Origin of the sequence: Undibacterium paludis (assembly GCF_022568815.1) — a bacterium.
GTDB lineage: Bacteria > Pseudomonadota > Gammaproteobacteria > Burkholderiales > Burkholderiaceae_D > Undibacterium.
On the sequence record NZ_JAKZHX010000005.1, the window covers coordinates 87,622 to 112,197 of the forward strand.

Here is a 24,576-nt window from a genome sequence, read left to right on the forward strand (position 1 = left end):
AATCTTGGTTTTTTGCACATGAAATAATTTGTTACAATGCCGGCACTACTTACGATTGAAAGAACAAATCGTCGCCATGCTCAATCCAAGCAATCATTGATTACCAATAATATGAAATTAACACACGCAACAACTCTCTCTTTGACTCTTCTTTTATCTGCCTGTGGTGGTGGCAGCGGTGGCAACGGCCCTGTAAACAATACTGCCGTAGTTAACACTGGGACCAGTACCGGAACTAATACAAGTAGCGGAACAAATACGAGCACGGGTAATAACACAGGTACTGGTACCAATACGGGTATTAACACTGGCACGGTGACAGCCTATGGCTGCACAAACAAGTTTGGAACAACCTGGACAGAAATTGATGCAGCAAAGAACGTACCTTATTTCAGTATCGTTGTGTATGGCAATGGCTTGTTTTTAGGTATGGGTTATGGAGATACCCTGGCAAGCACAGATGGTGAAAATTGGAGCAAGGTAAGCAATTCCTCCACCAACAGTCCGAATATCGCCTATGGTGGTGGGAAGTTTGTCAAAATTGGCAATGCGGGACTCAATTTCACCAATTTGATGGCCTCCATCACCAGCGATGGCGTGAAATGGGAAGATGTTTTGATCTCGGATGGCAACAACAAGTCTGCACAGGCAGTACCAGTTATTAAACCTGTAGATATTACTTACGGTAATGGCAGGTTCGTTGTACTTGGCGAAAACGGCAATATCATCTGGAGTGCAGATGGCAGGAACTGGAATTTAGCAACCAGTCTGGCTAACACCAAAGTAATAGGATCAGTATGGGTCGCCTTTGCCAATGGCAAATTCTTTACTTACGGCGGAAGTAAAAATCAGCTCAGTGTCAGCAGCGACGGCAGTACCTGGCAGACACAAGGAATCACCAGTGATGAAGGGTTTCCTGCCGATACCATCACCGGAATGCAATATGTCAACGGCAAGTATGTAGCGATAGACGCCAAAGGTGTGATTGCTTACAGCACTGATAGCATTAGCTGGAAAATCGGATACAGGGGCCGAGGCAGTACCCCTGTGCATGGCAACCAGATGGTCGCAGGTGGCGGGCAAGTCATGGCCGTTGATTATGCAAGCAGTTTTGTAGCCGATGACCACGCTGTCGTCTACAGTTGCGATGGTGTGCATTGGGACAAAACCGCAGCACCGCATGCCAACGTCAACTACATGATTGCCATTGGAGACAATGTAGCGGTACGCTCTTCAGGCAAGATGGCATTTTCCAGGCGCTGATCAGAACAGACTGAGAGAAAATAAGAGACTGACTAAAATTACTCTGGATTTCCGCAATTAGGAAAACGGCTTGTTATCAAGGATATCTGCGGAAAGCTGTAGGCAAGCTTCCGCAGTTTCAATACAGTTATCCCAGCAAAGCAGGCGCTGTCTTGCCGTACTTCAGCGTAGTCTCAACAGGCAACCAGTTACCTGTCGATTCCTGGCGACCTTGCAGCAAGAAGCGTGGGTGCGCTTCTTTGGCGGCATCAGCAGCGGCTTTGGACAATTCACCGATCTTGCCTTTTTTGAGGCGGTTCACGACCAGGCCAATTTCGGTTTCGGTGAAATCGCGCAGCATGTCGTAGTCACCGTCGCTGTCGCCAGCAACAAATACCGGGCCGTAGCCTTTTTTGGCGACCAGTTCACGCTTGATCACAACAGTCTTGCCTGGGCCCCAGTTCAGTGGCCAGTCTTTGCGGTAGGCGTTTTTATACACGTCGCCATTTTGCTCCAGGCGCAGGCCCAGGACGTTTTCACGTTGTACGTGGTAACCATATTTTGGATTGGTCGCGAATACGGCAACCACATCTTCCAGCGAAGCGGTGCTGACATACACGTCAAAACCGTTTTGACGGAAAGTGTTCATCAGTGTCGCCACTTCTGTACACAGGCGTATGCCGTGGAAGTGGGAAGTCGTGATGACGCCAGCCACACCTGGCAGAGATGCCGGGCTGGTGTATTTGGTCTTGGTCAGGCTCATGCCGAGGTTGGCGTCATTTGATGCTTCTGCCAGGGCGCTGACTTCAGCCACGGTCATGTTGGCAAAGAAGTAGATCACCCATGGGTAGCCCACGTTCACGCCATGCGTGTCATTGACAGCTTCATACAGGAAGTAGAGCTTGGCGCGGAAGTCCTGGAACTGTGCGGTTTCAACAATTTCTTCCAGGCTGCGGCTGCCTGCCATGCCCTTGTAGTTGGCGTGCAGGTAAGCGTAATCGCTGTCGAGGTCAGTACAGATGCTTTCGAGGTCCACTACCTTGCCGGCTGCATTTTTGTAGTCAGCGGTGAAATTACCTGTTGGTACATTCTGGCGGATGATGGCGGAGAATTCTGTCGGGCTCAGTTTGAAAGCCAGGTGGTTGATCTGGTACATCAACAGCGCTTCTTCACAATCATTCATGATGCTGGTGTTGTCCCAGTCAAACACGGCATAAGGCTTGCGCTTGGCAGAATAGGTCTTGCTGGTGTTGCCATGCTTGGCGATCAGTGCAGCCACCAGTTCACGGTTGCGTGGCGACCATTTAGCCGCATCGAGGAATACTGCGGGCGCTGCCGCGGCTGGTTTAGCCAGTGCAGGCGCAGCCAGACTTACACCTGCGGCAGTGGCAACCAGACCTTGCAAAAAGCCACGGCGCGGCTGTTGACGGGTTTGTTTAGTATCTTGCATTTTTATTTCCTTGTTGAGCGCGTGACATGCCATGTGCCCGGGCATGCATCTTTATTAAAAACCTGATTAAGCGTACAGAGCTTGCATGCGTCATCGTGTGGATACCGCTTTGCTGACTACTTTCCGACAAGCATTATAGTCAAACATTGTGACATCCCTATAAATACACGCACAAATTTTAAGTAAATTTGTATATACATTAATGTCGAAGCGATGGCTGCTCCTCCCGTTCTACTACATCCGTGCAGAATACAAATGACATAAATGCACTTCGGAAGGGGCAAACAGGCGTATGGGTAAATCACTCATGCCTATGCCCTGGCTGGTCAGCAATTGACGTCCATGCGGCAAGGCAAACAAGCCCCTGGCATAACAGCGCTCACCCGAGCCCGGGGGCAAGACCAGCGGTTTGCCATTGGGTGTGGCAATTTGCCCGCCGTGGGTATGGCCGCAAAAGGCCACCTGGAAATCATGCCCGGCGACATGCCTGAGGCCCAGCGGCGAATGCATGAGCAGCAGACGCACCTCGCCTGCACCGGCAAATGTCTGGTCAGCGTCCGGCATGCCAACACCGGGTTCATCAAGGCCGCAAACCGAAATCATTTCAAAAGGTGCAGGCAAGAGCATGTTTTGATTGACCAGCACCTGCACGCCAGCTTCTTGCAAACAATCGACAATATGTACATCATCAAGCCATAAGTCGTGGTTGCCCATGACGGCAAACTTGGGAGTGGCAGAGTCAAGCATAGCCAGGGGGTTTAGCAGATGCCGCATATGCCTGGCATGCAGCGAGACGAAATCACCGCCAAACAGGATCACATCTGGTGCAAAAGCAGCAATGGCAGCAAACGCCTGTTCCAGCAAACGCACATCCGTCAGCGGGCCTGCATGCAGGTCAGAAATAAAGGCCAGCTTGCAGTGAAAGCCTATTGGCAGGGGCAGGTAAAAATCACGCCTGTCTATATGCAAGCCACCTTGCAGTTTCAACGCATAGGCTATGCGTGCTGCCCAGTTTTCCTGATAGAAAGCGGCCTCCAGCCCCTCACCTGCGCGCCGCCACCAGCCATAATATTTACCCCTGCCCATGCCGGATCAAAAGATGAAGTTGGCGATTTTGGTCCAGTAACCTTCTGGTACTTTCAGCAACAGCCAGGTGATGACGATGTAACGCAGGCATTTGCCTACTGCCATGTAAAACACACTGGGCCAGAAAGGCATGCGCAACCAGCCCGCGAGTGTACAAATGGGGTCGCCTATGCCGGGCAGCCAGGCCAGCAACATGGTCTTGGGTCCAAAATGCTGCAGCCAGCGGTACCAGTAACTCTCACGCTCACGGTCAAAAGCCTGTTTGGCAGCATAACCCATACCGTAATCGACTATGCCACCGAGGGTATTACCTATGGTGGCGACGATGATCACTTGCCAAAAAATCGCCGGGTTAGCCTTGATGACGGCAAAAACCGCTGGCTCAGAGCCCAAAGGCAGCAAGGTGGCTGAAATAAAACTGACCAGAAATACCGAACTCAAACCGATTTCAGGCACTGCCAGAGCGTTTAATAACCAATGGACTGCGGTTTCTATCATCGTGGTTTGATATGCCTGTAAAAGGCATACATTATAATGGCGCCTGCGATTTCAAATCAGCAAGTAAGTATTTAGACCTGAATTAGCTTGAATTAGCTTTGAATCAGACCTGAATAAGCCATTTTTAACCAACAATAAGACATCCATGAGCACCGATTATCTGAAGAAGATCCTGACAGCGCGCGTCTATGACGTCGCCTTTGAAACCCCGCTGGAATTTGCCACCAGCCTGTCGGCTCGCATGGATAACCGAATTTATTTTAAACGCGAAGACATGCAAAGCGTGTTCAGCTTCAAGCTGCGCGGTGCTTATAACAAGATTGCCCACCTGACGCCTGCGCAACTCAAGCGTGGCGTTATCTGCGCCTCTGCTGGTAACCATGCCCAGGGTGTGGCGCTGAGTGCGAGTAAAAAAGGCTGTAAGGCCGTGATCGTCATGCCAACGACCACACCGCCTGTCAAGATCGATGCCGTGCGTACCCATGGTGGTGATCTGGTTGAAATTGTGCTGTTTGGTGATTCTTATACCGATGCTTATGGCCACGCCCTGGAACTGGAAAAGAAACGCAAGCTGACCTTCGTCCACCCATTTGATGACCCGGACGTGATTGCCGGCCAGGGTACAGTGGGCATGGAGATTTTGCGCCAGCATGCCGAGCCTATCCATGCGATTTTCGTGGCTATTGGCGGCGGCGGCCTGATCTCTGGCGTGGCTGCTTACGTCAAGGCAGTGCGCCCTGATATCAAAATTATCGGCGTACAAACCACAGATTCCGATGCCATGGCGCGCAGCCTCAAGGCTGGCAAGCGCGTGACCTTGAATGATGTGGGTCTGTTTTCTGACGGCACAGCCGTCAAACTGGTCGGTGAGGAAACTTTCCGCCTGGCGAAACTATATGTCGATGAAGTGATTACGGTTGATACCGACGCCGTCTGTGCCGCGATCAAGGATGTGTTCCAGGACACCCGCAGCATACTGGAACCCGCCGGTGCCTTGGCTGTAGCGGGTTGCAAGGCCTACATAGAACGCGCCAAGGCAGAGAAAAAACCGCTGAAGAATGAAACACTGGTCACCATCGCCTGCGGTGCCAACATGAATTTTGACCGCCTGCGCTTTGTCGCCGAGCGTGCCGAGGTCGGTGAAGCGCGTGAAGCCGTGTTTGCCGTCACCATACCAGAAGAACGTGGCAGCTTCCGCCGTTTCTGCGAACTGGTGGGTGCGCGCAACGTCACAGAATTTAATTACCGCATCAGTGATGAAAAGACTGCCCATATTTTTGTGGGCATACAAGTACACGACAAGCTGGAATCTGGCAAAATTGCCAAGAATTTTGAAAAGCATGGCTTCCCCACCCTGGACCTGACCCATGATGAACTGGCCAAGCTGCATATACGCCACCTGGTCGGTGGCAAGAGCAGCCTGGCCAGGGATGAATTGCTGTACCGCTTTGAATTCCCTGAGCGTCCGGGTGCGTTGGGACGTTTCCTGAATAGCATGGCACCAAACTGGAACATCAGTTTGTTCCATTATCGTAACCACGGCGCTGATTACGGCAGAACTTTAGTCGGTTTACAGGTTCCAAAGAAAGAGATGAAGGCTTTCCGTGAATTTTTGGCGACCCTGGGTTACCGCTATTGGGATGAAAGCAAGAATCCCGTTTATCAATTATTTTTGGGCTAATGTAGTCCACGCAAGAAAAAATGACCGCATCTTCTACACCAAATTCGCCAGAGCAATCCTTGCTGGGCAAACCCGCGACCTACAAGGCCGAGTATGACGCCAGCCTGCTCTTCCCTATCCCTCGTTCCGGTAAAAGGGAAGAGATAGGCCTGACCGACAGCCTGCCGTTTTTTGGTGTCGATATCTGGAATGCCTATGAAGTCTCATGGCTGAACCTGCGTGGCAAGCCGCAGGTAGCCATTGCTGCCGTGACCGTACCGGCAGACTCACCCAACATCATAGAATCGAAGTCCTTCAAGCTCTATCTGAATTCTTTCAACCAGACCCGCCTGGCAGGCACCGATGCACTGGTCAGCCTGTTGCAAGCCGACCTGTCCGCCGGTTTTGGCGCGGCAGTCCAGGTAAAACTGACAACACCAGATCATTTCGACAAACTGGCCATGCATGAATTGCCAGGCCAGTTGCTCGACAGGCTTGATATTGAAGTTGAATCCTATAGCCCCAATCCGGATTTGCTGGGTGCCAACTTTGACGAGGCGCCGGTGGAAGAAACCCTGGTTTCGCATCTGCTCAAATCCAACTGCCTGGTAACCGGCCAGCCAGACTGGGGCAGCGTACAGATTCATTATGTAGGACCACAAATAGACCAGGAAAAACTGCTCAAATACCTGATCGGTTTTCGCGATCACAATGAATTCCACGAGCAATGTGTGGAACGCATTTTTGTCGACATCATGCGCCACTGCAAACCGCAGAAATTATCCGTCTATGCCCGCTACACCCGCAGGGGTGGGCTCGACATCAATCCATGGCGCAGCAATTTCAGTTCGGGCCAGGGTCCGGACAATCGCCGCAATGCCCGTCAGTAAGCCTGACGGCATGCCTCATTTCCAACTATTCTTTTTTACTTATTTATGTTGAAGTTGACCACTATTTCCCTGCGCGCCATCCTGTGCGCCTCCAGCCTGATGGTTTGCATGTCATCGCAGGCTCAGTCCCAAGCCAATAACCCGTCCAGCAACCAGGCCAATAACCAGGCCACCAGCCAGGAAGAAATGGGCTGGTGGGACAGCGCCAAGGCCAAGACCAATAAAATCCTTGATGAAGGCGACCTTTCCATCATGATCGCCGGCCACACCCACCATGGACGCGGCACTTATACCAGAGAAAGAATTGCAGAATTGAATGAACATACCTGGGGCATGGGATTTAGCAAAGCCATACGCACCAAGGAAGACAATGAAGAATCCCTGTTTGCGATGGTGATCTCCGATTCGCATTACAAACCCCAGCCCATGGCCGGTTATGCCTACCAATGGATGAAACCTCTGGGTGACAAGGTTGAGGTCGGCGGTGGCCTGACTGCTCTTTTGATCAGCCGTACCGATTATTTCAGCGGCATCCCCTTTCCTGCCATCCTGCCGGTGGCGTCCATAGGCACACGCAGCAGCAAGCTGATGGCAACCTATGTGCCGCGTTTTTCCAGGAACAAGGGTAATGGTGACGTATTGTTCCTGTTCGCCCGTTTTGAATTGAAATAAAGCGTCATAGCGCCCGGCCAAGTCGGCCGGGCGTGTCGGTCATTGCCATCTGGAAAACAGTCCCCCGGCTTGCATGAAAAAATTTCAAGCCAAATTATTAACTTCCCCAACATCCATCCTCCCGGCATACGATATATTTTCGATATGCTAACTATTTACCATCATTGTCCTAAAAAGATGCTTGATGTAAAGTAGACCCACTTATTTGTTTTATAGATTGTCGTCGTGATCATTCCGGTACCGTTTTCAACTAACAGCACGCGCGAGCATGTGACCAGTCATGACTGGCATATGGCCTTGCTGGAACATAATCCGGATGCCATGTATGTCCTGATTGACGACAGCCTGGTCTACGCCAATCCGGCCGGTACAGAGTTGCTGCGCGCTGCAGACCAGCAACAGTTGATAGGTCTCAAACCTGAAGCCTTTTTGCACGGGCGCTATCATGAAGGAGCGCGCACCATCCTGCAAAAATTGCGGCAGGAGGGTGCACAAAGCAAGCATGTCTGCCAGTGCATACGTCTCGACGGGCAATTGCTCGATATAGAAGTCCGGGGTACGCAGTTCAGTTTCCGTGAACAAACTGCCATCCTGCTGACTGTACGCGAAGTCAGTCCTTCTGTCAGCTCCCACTCCACCGTCACCGCCCTCCCCCTGTCTGACCAGGTCCGTTACAAATCCAGCCGCGTTCATGAAGCCCTGCATCACGAGAAAGAAATTCTCGAGATGATTGCGCTCGACAAACCCCTGGCCGATATTCTGGAAGACGTCTGTGACCGTATGGAAAGGTTGCTCGACAATGGCGCCTTTTGCGCCATTACCCTGTTTGACGCCAGTACCGGGCAATTATCGTTTGGCGCCGGCCCTTCATTGCCAGATGGTTTTTGCGCCCTGCTCAGCAACCTGCCGGTTGATACCAGCTCAGGCTCGGCATCAGCAGCGATTTACTACCAGCGCACCACCATCGTGCAGGATATTGCCGTCAGTCCCTTGTGGCAGAACTTGCGCGAACCAGCCCTGCGCTATGGCTTGCGTTCGTGCTGGTCTTTGCCTATCACGACGGCCTTCAACAGCCTGCTGGGCACTATCGATGTCTACCACCAGATGGTGCATAGCCCGAATGAAGATGAACAGGCAATGATGATGGATGCCTGCGACCTGATCGGGCTGGCGATAGACAAAAAGAACATGGAGCAAAGCCTGGAAGAAAGCGAAGAACGCTATCGCTCCGTGGTCACCAATCTTAGTGAAGGGATCATGGTCATCAGCCCTACCGGCCAGATCCTGACCTGCAATCCCAGCGCCCAGCGCATCCTGAAGATAGAAGACATCACGACAGTCGGCCGCCGCCATCGCTATTTCAAGAGCCTGCTCGGCGATGAGGGGCAGGCCATACGCATGGGTGAAGACCCGGCCTCACTGGTGTTCCGCAGCAAGACAGCCATCCTCAACCTGTCCATGGGTGTGGAATTGCGCGATGGCTCCCTCGTCTGGTTGCTGGTCAATGTGCTGCCCATCAACAAAAAAAGCAGCGCCAGTGTTTCTGCCGTACTGATCTCATTTACCGATACGACCGAAGTACGCGAAACACAAAGGCAACTCCACTTCATGGCCTCGTATGATGCACTGACCGGCTTGCCCAATCGCCATCAACTGAATCAGCGCCTGGCCAAGGCCCTGTCGAGTGCAAAACGTACGCAACACCGGCTGGCCCTGCTCTTCCTCGACCTTGACAGGTTCAAGAACGTCAATGATACGGCTGGTCATGCCGCTGGCGATACCTTGCTGCGCGACGTGTCTTCACGCCTGAGCTCCTGCATACGCACAACCGACATGCTGGCCCGTCTTGGCGGCGATGAATTCGTCATCGTCGCTGAAGCCTTTGAAGATGCCTCGCACCTGCGTGACCTGGCAGAACGTGTGCTGGCGCGCATGCGTGACCCCTTTGTCATTGACGGCAATGAATACCATCTGGGTACGTCGATAGGCATCAGTGTTTACCCGCATGATGGCGAAGATGGCCCAACCCTGATGCGCTGTGCCGATTCAGCCATGTACCACGCCAAAGAGTCTGGCCGCAACAACTACCAGTTCTTCACGACAGAACTCAATGTACGCGCCCAGCACCGCTATGCACTGGAAACCAATCTGCGTCGCGCGCTGACGGATAATGAATTCCTGATGTACTACCAGCCAAAAATCTGCCTGAGCACTTCACGTGTGGTCGGTGCAGAAGCCCTGATACGCTGGCAAATGCCTGACGTTGGTCTGGTGCCACCGAATGAATTCATCCCCATTTCCGAAGAAATTGGCCTGATATTGCCGCTGGGCCGCTGGGTCTTGCGTGAAGTCTGCAAGCAAACCCAGCTATGGCGTCAAAAATACATACCCGACCTGGTGGTCAGCGTCAACATCTCACCCAAGCAATTCCAGGACCCAGGTCTGCCCAAATACATACAGCAGGTATTACAGGAAACCGGTGTGCCGCCCTCGGCTTTGCAGCTGGAAATTACCGAAGGCCTCTTGATGGGTGACATCGATTTGCTGCTGCCAGTGTTCAATGCAATCAAGCAGCTGGGTGTCAGTATTTCCCTTGATGATTTTGGAACCGGCTTCTCATCTTTATCGTATTTGCAACGTTTCCCTATCGATAATTTGAAGATAGATCGCTCCTTCATTCGTGAAGTGCCGGAAAACCAGGATTCTGTTGTACTGACGCATGCCATTATTGCCATGGCCAATGCCCTGGGTATGAGCGTCACAGCAGAAGGTGTAGAAAAAGCAGATCAGATGTTCTTCCTGGCGGACTCGGGTTGTCAGGAAATGCAGGGTTTTTACTTCAGTCGCCCCTTGCCTGTAGAGAAATTTGAAATCTTACTAAGAGACAACGTTCGGTAAAACTGTTCCAGAAGTTTGCGCATACGGCCCAAAAGAAGCCTATAATTTGTCAAAACCTAATTTTGTGCGTCGCACCATTCGCTGTAAATCGACCTTGCACCATGACGAATATTGCAAAAATCCTGCCTCTCAACAACGTACTTCTGGACCTGGAAGTTTCCAGCAAAAAAAGAGCATTTGAACAGGCCGGGCTGTTATTCGAAAATAATTGCAGCATTGCTCGCTCGGTTGTCTCTGATAATCTTTTCGCCCGTGAGCGTCTGGGTTCTACCGGCCTCGGGCATGGCGTCGCCATTCCGCATGGTCGCATCAAGGGCCTGAAGGTGCCGATTGCTGCCCTGGTCAGGTTAAAGGAAGCGATTCCCTTTGAATCCCCTGACAGCCAGCCAGTCAGCCTGCTGATTTTTTTGCTGATGCCTGATAATGTCACCCAGCAGCATCTGGAAATCCTGTCCGAAGTCGCAGAAATGCTATCGAACGAGAGTTTTCGCGATACCCTGAATACGGAAACCAGCGCCGCCTCGATTTATGAAAAAATCATGGCCTGGCGTCCGAACCTGCCAGGCACACCGTGAACAAGCCTGCTATCACAGCAATAAGCACAGAAGGTCATCGTCACCATTTGACATGGCAGGCATGCTTGTCCTCTGCCTGCACTAAGATTTAATTCATCATAACAACCCTATATCGTCAGATTCAGCCTATATAGCCATGCCATCATTGACAGAACTCACGGTACAGAAAATCTACGACGATAACCGCGACACCATGCAACTGGGCTGGTTTGCCGGTTTTGCCGGGGCCGACAAGCAGATCACTGGCGACGCCGCATCCTCTGCCGACCAGGTCGGCCATTTGAACCTGATCCATCCTGGCCGCATCCAGGTATTGGGCCATCAGGAACTGTCGTATTACAACCGCCTGTCCAATGCCTCGCGCAATAACCTCATGCGCGAACTGGTCGCCGGCGCACCGCCGGCATTGATCGTGGCACAGGGGCTGGAATCACCACCGGCTTTTTTGACGACCTGCGACGACAATAATATCCCGCTGTTCTCCACACCTTATCCGTCTGCCCAGGTCATCGATTACCTGCGCGTGTATCTGTCAAAAAAACTTGCACAGAAAATCACCATGCATGGCGTGTTCATGGACGTACTCGGCGTGGGCGTATTGATTACCGGCGAGTCTGGCCTGGGCAAAAGTGAACTCGGTCTGGAATTGATTTCGCGCAGCCACGGCCTGGTGGCTGACGATGCGGTCGAGTTCTCGCGCATTGCCCCCAACATGATAGAAGGCCGCTGCCACGAGCTATTGCAAAACTTGCTCGAAGTACGCGGCCTGGGCCTGCTCGATATCAAAACCATTTTCGGTGAAACTGCCGTGCGCCGCAAAATGCGCCTGAAGCTCATCGTACACCTGGTCAAACGCAGCACCCTGGAAGAAAATTACGAGCGACTGCCCATCGATTCGCAGACAGAAGAAGTGCTCGGCCTGCCCATCAGAAAAGTCGTCATCCCCGTTGCTGCCGGCCGCAATATCGCGGTATTGCTTGAAGCTGCGGTGCGCAATACCATCCTGCAACTGCGCGGTATCAATACGCTGGAAGACTTCATGGAGCGCCAGCGCCGCGCCATGGAAAGCGGTGACTGAAATGCAAATCCTGCTTATTTCCGGCATCTCCGGCTCGGGCAAATCGGTCGCACTGAATGTGGTGGAAGACGCCGGTTTCTATTGCGTCGATAACCTGCCGCCCAGCCTGCTGGCTGAGCTGATCACTACCCTGACCAGGGAAGGCATCCCCTCGGCCGCCATCGCCATCGACACCCGCAGCGCCCATCAGCTGAACAACCTGCCGGACGCCATACTCAAACTACGCACCGAAGGCCATGATGTCAAAGTCCTGTTCCTGACTGCCAGTACCGAGTCACTGGTTGCGCGCTTTTCTGAAACCCGGCGCAGCCACCCACTGTCGCACCGCCTGGGCCTGGACAAAGAACCCGGGGACAGACTCAGCCTGACTGAATGCATACAGGAAGAGCGAGAAATACTCTCGGACATTCAACTCATCGCCCAGGTCATCGACACCAGCGACCTCTCCGCCAACAAACTGCGCGCCTGGGTCAAGGACGTCATAGAAATCGGCCATACCCCGCTGACGCTGATGTTTGAATCCTTCGCTTTCAAGATCGGTGTCCCGCTGGATGCCGACTTTGTTTTCGACGTGCGCATGCTGCCCAACCCGCACTATGATCCGTTGTTGCGCCCGCTGACCGGTCGCGATGAGCCTGTCATCGCCTACCTGAAAGAGCAACCCATGGTGCAGGAAATGTTTGACGACATCAGCCAGCTGATCAGCAAATGGCTGCCCGCCTTCAAGCGCGACAACCGCAGCTACCTGACCGTCGCTATCGGCTGCACCGGCGGCCAGCACCGCTCAGTCTACATGGTGGAAAAACTCGCCGCCCTGTTCAAGGAGCAAGAACAGGTCCTGGTCAGGCACAGACGTTTGCCATAGAAATTTATCTGGCAAGCAAATAATTGTGCAACTTCCGGTATGCGGCCCAGTCCAAACTGGCCATGCATCTCATACCTGAAAGAAAATGAAAACCACAACAATCTGGACGGCAACAATACTGGCATCCCTGCTGGGCTTGAGCGCCTGCAGCACAACCCCGACATCAACAACGCCCCGCTATCAACTGAGCAGCGACGCCAGCTGGAGCAAGCTCAACACCGTGCCATACAAGGGCAAGCAGGACGATATTTTCTTTGTACAGCCCGACCTGGGCTGGTACGTCAATGGCGGCGGCAAGATATACAAAACCACGGATGGTGGCAGCAACTGGCAGGAACAATTATCCAAACCCGGCACCTTCTTCCGCACCGTCGGCTTTGTCGATGCGCAGCATGGCTATGCCGGCAATATAGGCACCGACTACTACCCCGGCGTTACCGACACCACACCCTTGTATGAGACCTTTGACGGTGGCGCCAACTGGCAAGTTGCCAAGGGACTGGAAGGCATCAGCATCAAGGGCCTGTGCGCGATTGACGTTCTGCATGACAAATCCGGTGGGGCAACATCAAAAACCATTATCCATGCCGGGGGCCGCGTCGGTGGCCCGGCTGCCCTGCTGCGCTCCGTTGATGGCGGCGCCAGCTGGAAGAACATAGACATGACGCCTTACACAGGCATGATACTCGACGTCAAATTCTTCGATGCCAACACCGGCTTTGTGTTTGGCGCATCCAGCAATGACACCGAAAAATCCCACGCCCGCATTATCATGACAAAAGATGGCGGCCAGACCTGGAAGACTGTCTACGAATCCATCCGCCCGTTTGAAATCACCTGGAAAGCCAGCTTCCCCACCCGCGACACCGGCTATGTCACCATACAAAGCTACAACCCCGACCCGGCCACCAGCCAGCGCTACGTCGCCAAGACCGAAGACGGCGGCCAGACCTGGCGCGAAGTCCCCATGGTCAATGACCTGAAAGTCAGGGAATTCGGCATAGGCTTCATCGACGCCAATACCGGCTGGGTAGGTACCGTCGACGGCGCCTACCAGACCACAGATGGCGGACAAAACTGGAAACACATCCCCATGGGCCGCGCCGTCAACAAGATACGCCTGCTGCCAACAGAAAAAGGTTTTGTCGGTTATGCGATAGGGGTAGATGTGTTCAAGCTGACGCAGGAGAATGCGCGTTTGCAGTGATCAGAAACGACTACCGCGAGGAATATAGTTGGCTGCCGAATGACGTTGAAGTTGTCGTTGTTTTTGACCTTTGCAGTTCCGATGTGTCGCTGCCTTTGATGCAAGGCAGAAAATGGAAAAAGAAGGATCGATGTTTGAGGTGTAGCAGGGATTTCGTGGTGCATGCACCACGCCTGCGTAACGGCATGCGCTTGCAAGCGCATGTTCCTCGGGCAAAGCCGAAGGCGAGTTTTCGAGCCTTCCCATTTTTTGACTTGCAGCAAAGGGACCCCCCTTCAGGGGGATGTTGGCAGGGTTTCGCAAAGCACGCTTTGCGCTGCCAGCATCTAAGCCGCATGCAAGCGGCGCAGTGGAATCGACGCCTTGTTGAAGCAGTGCTTCAACCCTTTTTGGCTTACCTTTTTGGCGAAGCAAAAAGGTAAGTAGCCGCCGGTCTACCACCGGCCGGTGATCGTCAGTCAACAAATGCAGGTTGAGAAAACAGTCCAACGTAAAATCCACATTGCGTCGAACACCCATCCCCATCCCAACCATTCCACTGCGCTGCTTGCAAGCAGCTTAGAGATTGATGGCGCAAAGCATGCTTTGCGAATTCCCATCAATCTCCCCTTGAAGGGGACGGAGCTTTACGGCTACGCTTGAAACCACAGCAAGCAACACCACAATCTAATGCATCACCACCCTGCGCATCTTCTGCGAAATATACGCGAGGCTGACCACACTCATCAGGGCGCAGACGAGGAAAGCGATACCGACGGCCACAGGGCTCAGGGTTTCGCCCTTCAGGACCTGGTTCATCATCTGGTTTTGTGACAGCACCGGTACCCATTGAAACCAGGCTGGTTCACGGCCAGGGAAAATGATGGGGATCAAAGAAACGAAAGGGATGAACATCGTCACCATCTGATTGCGTACCTGCGCTTCTTTATAGCTCTTGCAGTCGAGCGATACGGCAATCTGTATGGCTGCCACACTGGCAGCCAGTGGCAGCAAGACCAGCAGAAAACCCATCGCATCCCTGAAGTTGAACTGGAATTCTGCCTTCAGGGTTTCATTATTTATCAGCCATTGCGAAGGAAAAAAACTGAAGATGGTCAGCACTACCACGCCCATGCCGACCAAAGCCACAGCCCCCCATTTGCCCAGGGTCAGTTGCAGGCCGGTGACGGGGTTCATCATCAGCGGTTCCAGCGAGCCCCGTTCGCGTTCGCCTGCTGTCGTGTCGATGGCGGCATACATGCCGCCCAGCACGATGGCCATCAGGACCATCATGGGTAGCATGGTGGTGATGGTCGCCTTGCGCTCTTCCGGTTTTTTCAAATGCTTTTCCCTGACTTCGATGCGCTGTAATAATTCCAGCGAAACACCGCGCATCATCAGTCCCATGGTGGCGGTTTCTTGTGCGTAGGCTTCAAGCAGGCGACGCAGGGGGCGCACGCCAAATTCAGCCTGGCGGTTGGAGGTATCGTAGGCGATTTCCAGCGTGCCTTTTTCACCGCTGGCGAGTTTGTCGTCAAAGTCGTCGGGGATCAGCAATACAGGTTGATCCAGCTCCTTGCTTTGTGACTTGGCTTCATAATCATCGGGGGCGGTCTTGATCTTGTAACCCTGGCGTTCTATGAAGTTTTGCAGGCCGACTGCATGGCTGATACCGCGCGCCATGATGGAGCGTTTTTCTTCCTGTGACTCCACTTGCGTCAGAACTACGGAAAAAATAAACAGCATCAGCGGCACCCCCAGCAGCGAGCTGATCAGGGCTACCAGCAGGGTGCGGCGGTCGCGCAGGGCGTCGCGGATTTCCTTACGCAATATGGCGAGCGTTGCATTCATGATTTCACCCCATTCAGATTATGTGCCGCAGGCTGTGGATGCAAAAAGGCCAGCTTGACAAAGGCGTCTTCAAAATTATCTTCACCTGACTGCTGCAATAATTCATCAACCGTTCCGTGAGCAACATCACAGCCTTTGGCGACGATCACCACCTGGTCGCACAGGCGTTCAACCTCCTGCATGATGTGGGTAGAGAAAATAATGCACTTGCCGCCGCCTTCGGGCGAGCGCAAGAAGCGCAAAAACTCGCGCAAGGCGCGGGTAGCAACAACGTCCAGGCCATTGGTGGGTTCATCAAGAATGATGTTCTTGGGGTCATGCACCAATGCGCGGGCCAGCGCGGTTTTCATGCGTTCGCCCTGGCTGAAGCCGTCGGTGCGGCGGTCCAGCAGTGCCTGCATGTCCAGCCATTGCGCCAGCTGTTCGGTGCGCTGCGCCGCATGGTCTGCATCCATGCCGTGCAAGAGGCCGTAGTAGTGAATATTTTCCCTGGCAGTCAGGCGCGGATACAGGCCACGCGCATCCGACAAGACCCCCATATGTGACTGGGTTGATGATATACCCGCTTTTACTGTACTGCCATCAACACGGATGTCGCCGCTGTCAGGTTGCAGCAATGCAGCCACCATGCGCAGTGTGGTGGTCTTGCCAGCGCCATTGGCGCCGAGCAGGCCGGTGATGCAGGCATCATTGGCGGTGAAGCTGACGCCATTGACGGCTTTTACCACTTCCTGGGATTTTTTCATCAAACCAAGTTGACGGGCGGCATTCACGAGAGCATTGCCTTGTGATTTGCCAACGCGCACAAATTCCTTGTGCAAGTCTTTGACGACGATCATGGCTTGACCTCCTTGTTTTTGTCGGAGGCGGGCACATCGGCTACCTTGTCTGGTGTGCCGGTCTTCTTTGCGGGCACTGGCGCCTGCCATGCGAGCGCACGCGGAATTTGCCGTACGCAACTGGCATCAATCTTGACTGCTTCGTCATCTTGTTTGGCGTTCAAAAAGCGATGCACCACGTCTCGCACACAACCTTGCGCCAACAGGCCATGGCCAGCATTTTCTATCTGCACATGGCGTGCCTGCGGTCCTAGCGCTTTGGCAACCTGTTCACCATATCTGGTCGGTGTCACGGGATCTACACCACCGCTCAACAGCAAGGCGGGCGACGCGCTGGCGGGCACTTCAAAGAAGCCGGCCGGAATATCGGCGCGCGGCCATTTTTTACAGGTCTGGGTATACATCTGCACCATGAGTTTTTCAAATTCATCATTGGCCGGCAAGGTTGGTGATTGTGCAAAAGCTTCGCCACACCAGACAGAGAAATGCATGCCGTACGAGACGCCACCAGGGCCTGGCAGGTTGGTAGCTCCGCTCATGGTGACCAGCGGGGCATAATTGCCCTGTTCTGCCTGGGTCAGTGCATAGGGCAGGGTCGACAGGCCGGTCGGGTTGTACAGGGTACCGTGTACCAGACCGATCAGGCCGTCATGCGTCATTTCAAACTTCAGGGGTGTGCCCAGGCGCGGATGCAGCATGCTGACTTTTTGTGGCTGACTTGCCAGCAGTTTTTTCCAGCGGTTGGCCAGGTCAGGATAGCTGGCATTGCAGGCCGGTTCTTTGACACAATCCTTGAACAGGGCATCGAGCGCTTTTTGCGCATCAGATATCGCCAGACGCATGCTCGGCGGCACCACGCCGTCAAGCACGATACGGCGTACCGATTGCGGATATTGGCGCAGGTATTCCAGGCCGGCACGTGTGCCATACGAAGCACCTACCAGGTTGATACGGCCATAGCCTTGCTGCTGGCGTACGGCTTCCAGGTCTTGCACGGCGATACTGGTGCTGAAGTACTGCAGCTCGCCATACGTCAGCTTCTGCAATTGCTGCAGGCATTCATCGGTGAGCCTGGTTTTTTGTTCGGGCGACAAAACCTCATCGGCCTTTTCCAGCGCCGGACATTCCAGTGGCGCACTGCGGCCGGTGCCGCGCTGATCAACAAACACCAGGTCACGGCGGCGGTTCAGGCGTGAGAGCAGACTGGTGCCCCAGCTTGCCACTTTGATGGCACTCTGCCCTGGCCCACCTGCCAGCAAGAAAACGGCATCGGGCAATTTGTTGCGGTCTTGTGAGGGGACGACGACATAGTGAATGTCTATCTGCTTGCCTTGCGGCTGGGCGGGATTCAGCGGCCTTTGTATCTGGCCACACTGCACTTCCTGCGGGAAGTCAGGCAAGCGACAAGCCCTGGTGGTCGCAGCATGGACTGTCACCGAGGTGCACAATGCCAACCCCGACAACAATCCGGACATCAGATTGTGCATCAGATTTTTGGACAAATTGATCTCCTGAGATTTGTTATTTTGTATCGACAGGGCGATAGTCTAAGCGCTATTTGCTACTCAGTAAATGATGGTGTGACAGACGCGCCGAAAGGGAGCATGGCTTGCGAGCCTGCTGCTGGTGAAGACAGGCCGGTCTGTTCAGCCAGGTTGAGCAACAGGGTCTTGACCGGCGCTGGCAAACCCAGCTCGGCAACATCGCCAAGGTTTTGCCAGCTGTGGGCAGTCTCGGCAATCTGGTTGTGACGTCTCGCCAGATTTACCTGCACCGGCAGGACATGCAGTTTGAAATGCGTGAAGACATGGCTAAATACCGGCAATACGGTCATGCTGGCAACTTCGCCAAAGCGGCCCGCGCTTTGCCTGACCATCGCTACCTGGGCATCTATCGATGTGATGACTTCATTGCTTTCTTGCATGCCTGCCAGTTCCGGCAATGACAGCAAGCCACCCCAGATGCCGGTTGGCGGGCGGCGCTCCAGCAAGACCTGTACACCATCCTGCACGACTAGCATGACGGCATGTTTTTCTTTCACGGCCTGTTTGGGCTTGCGCACAGGCAGTTCAGCCGTGCGCCCGTCGAGATAGGCAACGCAGCGCGCCACAAACGGGCATTGCCGGCATTTGGGGCTGCTGCGTGTACATACTGTAGCTCCCAGGTCCATCAGGCCCTGGGTATAGGCTCGTATATCCTGTTCAGGCAACAGCGCCTGTGCACGTTTCCACATCTGGTCTTCTACCGGTTTGCTGCCAGGGTAGCCATCGATGCCGAATACGCGGGCGAAGACACGTTTGACATTGCCATCGAGGATAGCCGCCACCGTACCATACGAAAAAGCCGTGACAGCCGCCGCCGTGGAGCGGCCTATGCCCGGCAATTGCTGCAACAGTACAGGGTCAGCCGGGAAATGCCCCTGATAGCGCTCTACCACCTGCTTGGCACATTGATGCAGATTGCGGGCGCGGGTGTAATAGCCTAGCCCGCTCCAGTGCGCCATGACATCATCAACAGGCGCTGCAGCCAGATCAAATACGGTAGGAAAAGACTCCAGGAAACGCTGGTAATAGGGGATGACGGCAGTCACCTGGGTCTGCTGCAACATGATTTCAGACAGCCACACGCGATAAGCTTCGCGGCTTTGCTGCCAGGGCAAACCATGCCTGCCATGTTGTTTTTGCCATTCGATGAGGGCGGATGAAAAGCTCGGGTCACTATAGTCGCTGCCTGTCACAACAACAGCATCAGAAGATAAACCAGGGTGACCCTGCGGGGTCACCCTGTTCTTTGCAACGGAAGATTTCATTGATTTATATCAGGCAGCAACCCTGAGTGCGCTCAGCTCGGCTGTCAGTGCAGATTTCAGGCTGTCTTCCAGTTCGGTCAATGCCTTTTTCTGCGCTTCGACTTCAGCCTGCATGCTTTCAAAGGAGGTGATCTTGTCTTCCAGGCTATCGGTCGCCACATGGATGCGCTGTATTGATTGCATGCGGTTTTTCAACTGTCCCTTATGCTCACGTATCTGCGCTTCCAGCGGCGCCATGACGACTTTCTGCCACGCCTCGACGTCACGGTTTGCCTGCAAGAAGCTTTGCTTGACGCGGGCAGCAACAGAGTCAAAGAACTTATGCATGAGCACTACCTGCGGTGTCGTCAGCAAGGTCGCGGTACTGAACTGCTTCTGGTATACGCCTTCTATTGCCTCGATTTCCTTGATGTATTTATCCAGCGAGAACGACATCGGCGAAGACAGGGCCAGACCATGTTCGGTAGAGAACTTGCGGTACATGACCGTCATCATTTCTGAAATCTCGTCAGTCTTTTTGTTCGAAGTCAGGAGGTTATGCTTGACCTGGCTGAAGAACTGTCTGACCGAGTCACGCAGGCCAACCGAGAACTTGCTCTTTTCCATGGATTCGCGTGCCTGGCGGATTTCTTCGCGCAGGATGTCCATGCCCAGACTGGTATACACCTCGGTGGACAAGCGGGTAAAGACTGAACGTGTGCCCTGCATGCGCAAGAGGCTGGCGTCGAATTCTTTTTTCTCGGCATCGACACGTTTCATCATGTGTTCGATGACATTCATATTCTTGCCGCGCAGGCTCTTCAATTCCATCATCTGTTCAATCACGCTGCGGCTGCGCGCCGTGATCACGGCTTGCTGGGCGCTGGTGATTTCATTGATTTCTGAAGTCAGCTGCGCGCGGATAATGCTTTGCTTGGCCGGTATCAATTCCTTGGATAGCGCATATTCCAGCGTGGGCAGGCGGCTCCTGGCCAGCAAAGGCGCATCCTTGTTGATCTTGGCCAGCAAACCTTTTTGTGCCGAGATGGGGAATACCTGTTTTTCTTCCAGACCCAGGTTATGGGCAACGGTAGCGATCTGGCGGACGATCTGCGCTTCCACTTCTTCAGGTGTGCGCAATTCATCCCACATGCTGTCTATCTTGTTCAGGACTGCCATGCGGCCAGGTCCGTTGCCGATATGGTTGCGCCAGACATCGATGTCGCTCTTGGTGACGCCGGTATCCGCTGCCAGGATGAACAGCACAGCATGGGCATTCGGGATCAGGTTCAGTGTCAGTTCAGGTTCGGTACCGATGGCGTTCAAACCGGGAGTATCGACAATGATCAACCCTTCCTTCAGCAGAGGGTGAGGGAAATTGATGATGGCGTGACGCCACTGTGAAATCTCGACCAGGCCGTCTTCATCAACTTCCAGACTGGCATCAGGGTCGTTTTCATCAAACAGGCCATATTGCTTGGCGATGTCGGTACTGACCTTTTTGGTCAGGCTGACCTGTTTGAAGGCTTCCAGCATGCCGTCGCCGGAATTGATGTTCAAAGGCAGCACCGTCCAGACGTGGCTCTGGCCCTTGTATTCACTGGTGGACTGCGCTTCTGCCCGGGTTTCTATGGGCAGCAGCCGTATGCATGGGGGTATGGTGTCATCATATAGCAGCTCGGTTGGGCACATGGTAGTGCGGCCTGCAGAAGATGGCAGGATACGCTGGCCGTAATCGGCAAAGAATATGGCGTTGATCAGTTCAGACTTGCCGCGTGAAAATTCTGCGACAAAAGCGATAGACAATTTGTCATCTACCAGCCTTTCCATCAGGCGGGCTATGCGCTGGTCACTGGCGGCGTCGGCCATATCCGATCCATGTATCCATGTACGATACTGCTCGAGCGCTTTGACCACTCCTTTGCGCCAGTCGCTGTACTCCTGGAATTTCTGAACCAGATTGCTCATGTTCCCCTCAGTTAACTTTTTTCAATTGTCCAAGTATATATGCAAGCTCTGTGTAAGCTCTGAAAAAAAATACTTAAAATTGGATTTTGCCTACATTTCAGATGTTTTTGTGCATTTATTTTTGACATTTTTTGCAATAAAAGCTACTACGCTGGCCTTGTCGTATTTGACTTATGGTTTCGCCGCAGACCCGGCAAGCCTCGCCGGCACGGTCATAAACGAAGTAAGATTGCTGAAAATACCCACTTTGTCCGTCCACACCGATGAAATCCTTGAGGGTGCTGCCCCCCTGTTCTATCGCCGCAGCCAGGGTTTCCCGTATTGCCGCTACCAATAAAGTATAGCGCGCCAGACTGATGCGTCCAGCCTGAATTTTGGGATTGATGCCTGCCCTGAACAGGCTTTCAGAGGCATAGATATTGCCTACCCCGACCACGATATCGCCTGCCAGCAGGACTTGTTTGATGGGAGCGCTGCGCTGGCGGGTCATTTTATACAGCAGGGTGGCATCAAATCCGGGCTCCAGCGGCTCTACTCCTAATTGTCTTAGCAACAGATGCTCTTCCAGATTCCCATCTGCCTGGTCATGCCAGAGTACCGCGCCAAAACGGCGCGGATCAGTCATGCGCAAGGCCTGGCTGCCAATAACAATGTCAATATGATCATGTTTTTGTGGCGGCACATCTTTGTCGAGCACCCGCAGATGGCCAGACATGCCCAGATGTATCAGCACAGTACCATGCTGGAAATGCAATAAAAGATATTTACCACGCCGACCAGTCGCCAGGATGCGATAACCGCAGAGCAAAGTCGGCAGCCTGGCAGGAAAAGGCCAGCGCAGACCTTCACGCCGCAAGATCACTGCGGTGACCTGTTTGCCGTCAAGATGAGGCGCCACACCGCGCCGGGTGACTTCTACTTCAGGTAATTCTGGCATGAGAGGGAACTTTTACCATTACAATTTGACACAGTGTGAAAGCACTGTCGAACCCACAGTTCTTCAGCTTCGGCGTAAAATCAGTTATCAATGTCATTTCCGGATTCGTTTTGAAAACACTGTCACTACCTTTATCTGCCTCTATTGTATCCGCTGTGTCGCGTTTACGGCCTGCTGCCCTGCTGATCAGCGCAGCACTGCTGAGCGGATGCGCAAGCATGGGCCAGCAAGGCAGCACCGCTGTCGATGATACACATCATGTCAGCGCCGCTGCCCAGGCTGCCCTGTCGGCTGAACAAACCCTGCATGGCGTGAGCACGACGGCACCGGCCAATGAAGACAAACTACCGGCGGTCGCCCTGTCGGAAGAGATATTCTACAAACTCCTGACTGCAGAAATCGCCTTCCAGCGTGGCAGCTGGCAGGGTGCCTATGTGACGCTGTATTCGCTTGCCCAGCAAACGCGTGACCCGCGCATTGCCAGACGCTCAGCGGAGATTGCCCTGGCCGCCAAGCAGTCGGGGGAAGCCCTTGCAGCAGTACGCTTATGGCGCGACCTGGCGCCAAATTCGAATGAAGCGACCCAGTATTACCTGGGTTTTATGGTGATGAATAACAACCTGGCGGAAATCCAGGAGGTTTTTGCCGACAAGCTCAAGTCTGCCGACAGCAAACAGGCCGGTATCATCATGTTGCAAGCCCAGCGCCTGTTATCACGGGCACGCGACAAGAATGCCGCCTTCACTACCCTGGAAACCCTGCTCGAACCCTACAAGGACAGTGCCGATGCCCACATGGCGCTGGCACAGGGCGCGTATACGAGGGGTGACAACAAGCGAGCGACGACTGAAGCGCAAGCCGTCCTGAAGAGCAAACCTGATTCGCAGCTGGCTATCCTGACGATAGCCCAGGCGTCATCACAGCCTGAAGCAGCCAAGGCGCTGGCTGCATTTTTGGCCAAGAACCCCGGGGCGCGCGACGTACGCCTGGCCTATGCCAGCATACTGATAGACTTGAAACAGCTTGATGCGGCAACGCATGAATTCGAGCAGTTGTCGCGTGAAAAGCCTGACGATATCAACAATATCTATACCCTGGGCGTGCTGGCCATGGAGCGTAACCACTCGCAGGAAGCCGAAAAATACTTCCTGCAATACCTGAGGGCGCAAGAGAGCAAGGCCGGCGAAGAACGCGACCCGACCACGGCCCTGGTCAACCTGTCGCGCATCGCCGCAGAACGCAAGGACTACAAGGCAGCGCAGGAATGGCTGTCCCAGGTTGAATCCTATGACGGCCGCAATACTGCCTGGTTCAACGTGCAGGTGCGCCGTGCCTTCCTGTATGCCAAAGAAGGCAAGCAGGATGAGGCGCTGAATTTCCTGCGCAGTATCAAGGCAACGTCCGAGGCCGAGCAGGTGCAGCTGGTGCAGAGCGAAGCCCAGTTATTGCGCGATGCCGGCAAGGCAGACCAGGCCAAAGCGGTACTCGAAGAAGGTATCAAGCAACAGCCGAACAACCCTGATCTGCTGTATGACTTTGCCATGCTGGCCGAATCGCAAAAAGAACTGGACCGCATGGAAGCTTCGCTGCGCAAGGTAATAGAACTGGCGCCCAACAGCCAGCATGCCTACAATGCCCTTGGCTATTCCTTTGCCGACCGCAATGTGCGCCTTGATGAAGCAGTCACACTGATAGAAAAGGCCAACCAGATCGCCCCGGATGATCCCTTTATCCTCGACAGCCTGGGCTGGGTGAACTTCAGGTTATCCAAGTTTCCGGAAGCCGAACAAGCGCTGCGCCGCGCCTACCAGATGCGACCCGATGCTGAAATTGCCGTACACCTTGGTGAAGTCTTGTGGACCATGGGACAGAAAGACAATGCAAAAAAAATCTGGCGCGATGCCCAGCAAAAAGACCCGGACAACCTTACCTTGAAAGAAACACTGGACAGGCTCAAGGTCAAACCCTGAAACATTCCGCGATACAGCCAGGACAAGCGGCTGACGTAACGACCATAGACCATACGCGCGATGGCAGGCGGTCAGCAATACCGCCTGCCATTGACTAGCGACTAGCAAGACTGGCCAGGGCTT

General features: G+C 53.7%; 20 protein-coding genes. 10 read left to right on the forward strand and 10 right to left on the reverse strand.

Going from position 1 to position 24,576, the window contains the following annotated elements:
* Nucleotides 1-111 precede the first annotated feature (111 nt).
* A complete protein-coding gene (locus LZ463_RS10195; RefSeq protein ID WP_241455524.1) occupies nt 112-1,263 on the forward strand; it encodes a beta propeller repeat protein in 1,152 nt (383 codons plus the stop codon).
* A 127-nt stretch (nt 1,264-1,390) separates the two neighbouring features.
* Here the strand turns inward: LZ463_RS10195 and LZ463_RS10200 are convergent, their stop codons facing one another.
* From LZ463_RS10200 to LZ463_RS10210, 3 genes are all read right to left on the reverse strand, one after another.
* Nucleotides 1,391-2,692: an HAD family hydrolase gene (locus LZ463_RS10200; RefSeq protein WP_241455525.1), complete on the reverse strand. Its 1,302-nt coding sequence runs from the start codon at nt 2,690-2,692 to the stop codon at nt 1,391-1,393.
* A 234-nt stretch (nt 2,693-2,926) separates the two neighbouring features.
* Nucleotides 2,927-3,778: a metallophosphoesterase gene (locus LZ463_RS10205; RefSeq protein WP_241455526.1), complete on the reverse strand. Its 852-nt coding sequence runs from the start codon at nt 3,776-3,778 to the stop codon at nt 2,927-2,929.
* A gap of 6 nt (nt 3,779-3,784) precedes the next feature.
* Nucleotides 3,785-4,276, reverse strand: a complete 492-nt coding sequence (locus tag LZ463_RS10210; RefSeq protein WP_241455527.1) for a YqaA family protein — start codon at nt 4,274-4,276, stop codon at nt 3,785-3,787.
* 109 nt (nt 4,277-4,385) lie between these two features.
* Here LZ463_RS10210 and ilvA point away from each other — a divergent pair, with 109 nt between their 5' ends.
* From ilvA to LZ463_RS10250, 8 genes are all read left to right on the forward strand, one after another.
* On the forward strand, nt 4,386-5,957 hold the full coding sequence (gene ilvA, locus LZ463_RS10215) for a threonine ammonia-lyase, biosynthetic (protein WP_277624021.1): 1,572 nt from the start codon (nt 4,386-4,388) through the stop codon (nt 5,955-5,957).
* 20 nt (nt 5,958-5,977) lie between these two features.
* Nucleotides 5,978-6,826 (forward strand): NADPH-dependent 7-cyano-7-deazaguanine reductase QueF, encoded by an 849-nt coding sequence (queF, locus tag LZ463_RS10220; protein ID WP_241455529.1) that lies wholly within the window; start codon nt 5,978-5,980, stop codon nt 6,824-6,826.
* 45 nt (nt 6,827-6,871) lie between these two features.
* Nucleotides 6,872-7,498, forward strand: coding sequence for a hypothetical protein (locus LZ463_RS10225; protein ID WP_241455530.1), 627 nt, complete (start codon nt 6,872-6,874; stop codon nt 7,496-7,498).
* Nucleotides 7,499-7,723: 225 nt separating this feature from the next.
* Nucleotides 7,724-10,396, forward strand: a complete 2,673-nt coding sequence (locus tag LZ463_RS10230) for an EAL domain-containing protein (protein WP_241455531.1) — start codon at nt 7,724-7,726, stop codon at nt 10,394-10,396.
* A 101-nt stretch (nt 10,397-10,497) separates the two neighbouring features.
* Nucleotides 10,498-10,971, forward strand: a complete 474-nt coding sequence (locus tag LZ463_RS10235) for a PTS sugar transporter subunit IIA (protein WP_241455532.1) — start codon at nt 10,498-10,500, stop codon at nt 10,969-10,971.
* A gap of 136 nt (nt 10,972-11,107) precedes the next feature.
* Nucleotides 11,108-12,049, forward strand: a complete 942-nt coding sequence (hprK, locus tag LZ463_RS10240) for an HPr(Ser) kinase/phosphatase (protein WP_241455533.1) — start codon at nt 11,108-11,110, stop codon at nt 12,047-12,049.
* A 1-nt stretch (nt 12,050) separates the two neighbouring features.
* Nucleotides 12,051-12,914 carry an RNase adapter RapZ gene (rapZ, locus tag LZ463_RS10245; RefSeq protein WP_241455534.1) on the forward strand — a complete coding sequence of 288 codons (864 nt, stop codon included), beginning with the start codon at nt 12,051-12,053 and terminating at the stop codon, nt 12,912-12,914.
* 85 nt (nt 12,915-12,999) lie between these two features.
* On the forward strand, nt 13,000-14,121 hold the full coding sequence (locus LZ463_RS10250) for a WD40/YVTN/BNR-like repeat-containing protein (RefSeq protein WP_241455535.1): 1,122 nt from the start codon (nt 13,000-13,002) through the stop codon (nt 14,119-14,121).
* Here the strand turns inward: LZ463_RS10250 and LZ463_RS10255 are convergent, their stop codons facing one another.
* The 7 genes from LZ463_RS10255 to mutM all read right to left on the reverse strand — a co-directional run bounded on the left by LZ463_RS10255 (nt 14,122) and on the right by mutM (nt 22,483).
* Nucleotides 14,122-14,640, reverse strand: a complete 519-nt coding sequence (locus LZ463_RS10255) for a hypothetical protein (protein WP_241455536.1) — start codon at nt 14,638-14,640, stop codon at nt 14,122-14,124.
* Between the two features lie 147 nt (nt 14,641-14,787).
* On the reverse strand, nt 14,788-15,951 hold the full coding sequence (locus LZ463_RS10260; protein WP_241455537.1) for an ABC transporter permease: 1,164 nt from the start codon (nt 15,949-15,951) through the stop codon (nt 14,788-14,790).
* Nucleotides 15,948-16,790, reverse strand: coding sequence for an ABC transporter ATP-binding protein (locus tag LZ463_RS10265; protein ID WP_241455538.1), 843 nt, complete (start codon nt 16,788-16,790; stop codon nt 15,948-15,950). The genes LZ463_RS10260 and LZ463_RS10265 overlap by 4 nt, the downstream gene beginning before the upstream one ends.
* Entirely contained in the window at nt 16,787-18,292 is a 1,506-nt protein-coding gene (locus LZ463_RS10270; RefSeq protein ID WP_241455539.1) for an alpha/beta hydrolase, read from the reverse strand. The genes LZ463_RS10265 and LZ463_RS10270 overlap by 4 nt, the downstream gene beginning before the upstream one ends.
* Before the next feature lie 59 nt (nt 18,293-18,351).
* Nucleotides 18,352-19,599, reverse strand: coding sequence for an A/G-specific adenine glycosylase (mutY, locus tag LZ463_RS10275; protein WP_241455540.1), 1,248 nt, complete (start codon nt 19,597-19,599; stop codon nt 18,352-18,354).
* A 9-nt stretch (nt 19,600-19,608) separates the two neighbouring features.
* Nucleotides 19,609-21,546, reverse strand: a complete 1,938-nt coding sequence (locus LZ463_RS10280) for a dynamin family protein (protein WP_241455541.1) — start codon at nt 21,544-21,546, stop codon at nt 19,609-19,611.
* A gap of 115 nt (nt 21,547-21,661) precedes the next feature.
* Nucleotides 21,662-22,483: a bifunctional DNA-formamidopyrimidine glycosylase/DNA-(apurinic or apyrimidinic site) lyase gene (gene mutM / locus LZ463_RS10285; protein WP_241455542.1), complete on the reverse strand. Its 822-nt coding sequence runs from the start codon at nt 22,481-22,483 to the stop codon at nt 21,662-21,664.
* A 155-nt stretch (nt 22,484-22,638) separates the two neighbouring features.
* Here mutM and LZ463_RS10290 point away from each other — a divergent pair, with 155 nt between their 5' ends.
* Nucleotides 22,639-24,453 carry a tetratricopeptide repeat protein gene (locus LZ463_RS10290; protein ID WP_241455543.1) on the forward strand — a complete coding sequence of 605 codons (1,815 nt, stop codon included), beginning with the start codon at nt 22,639-22,641 and terminating at the stop codon, nt 24,451-24,453.
* Nucleotides 24,454-24,576: the final 123 nt, after the last annotated feature.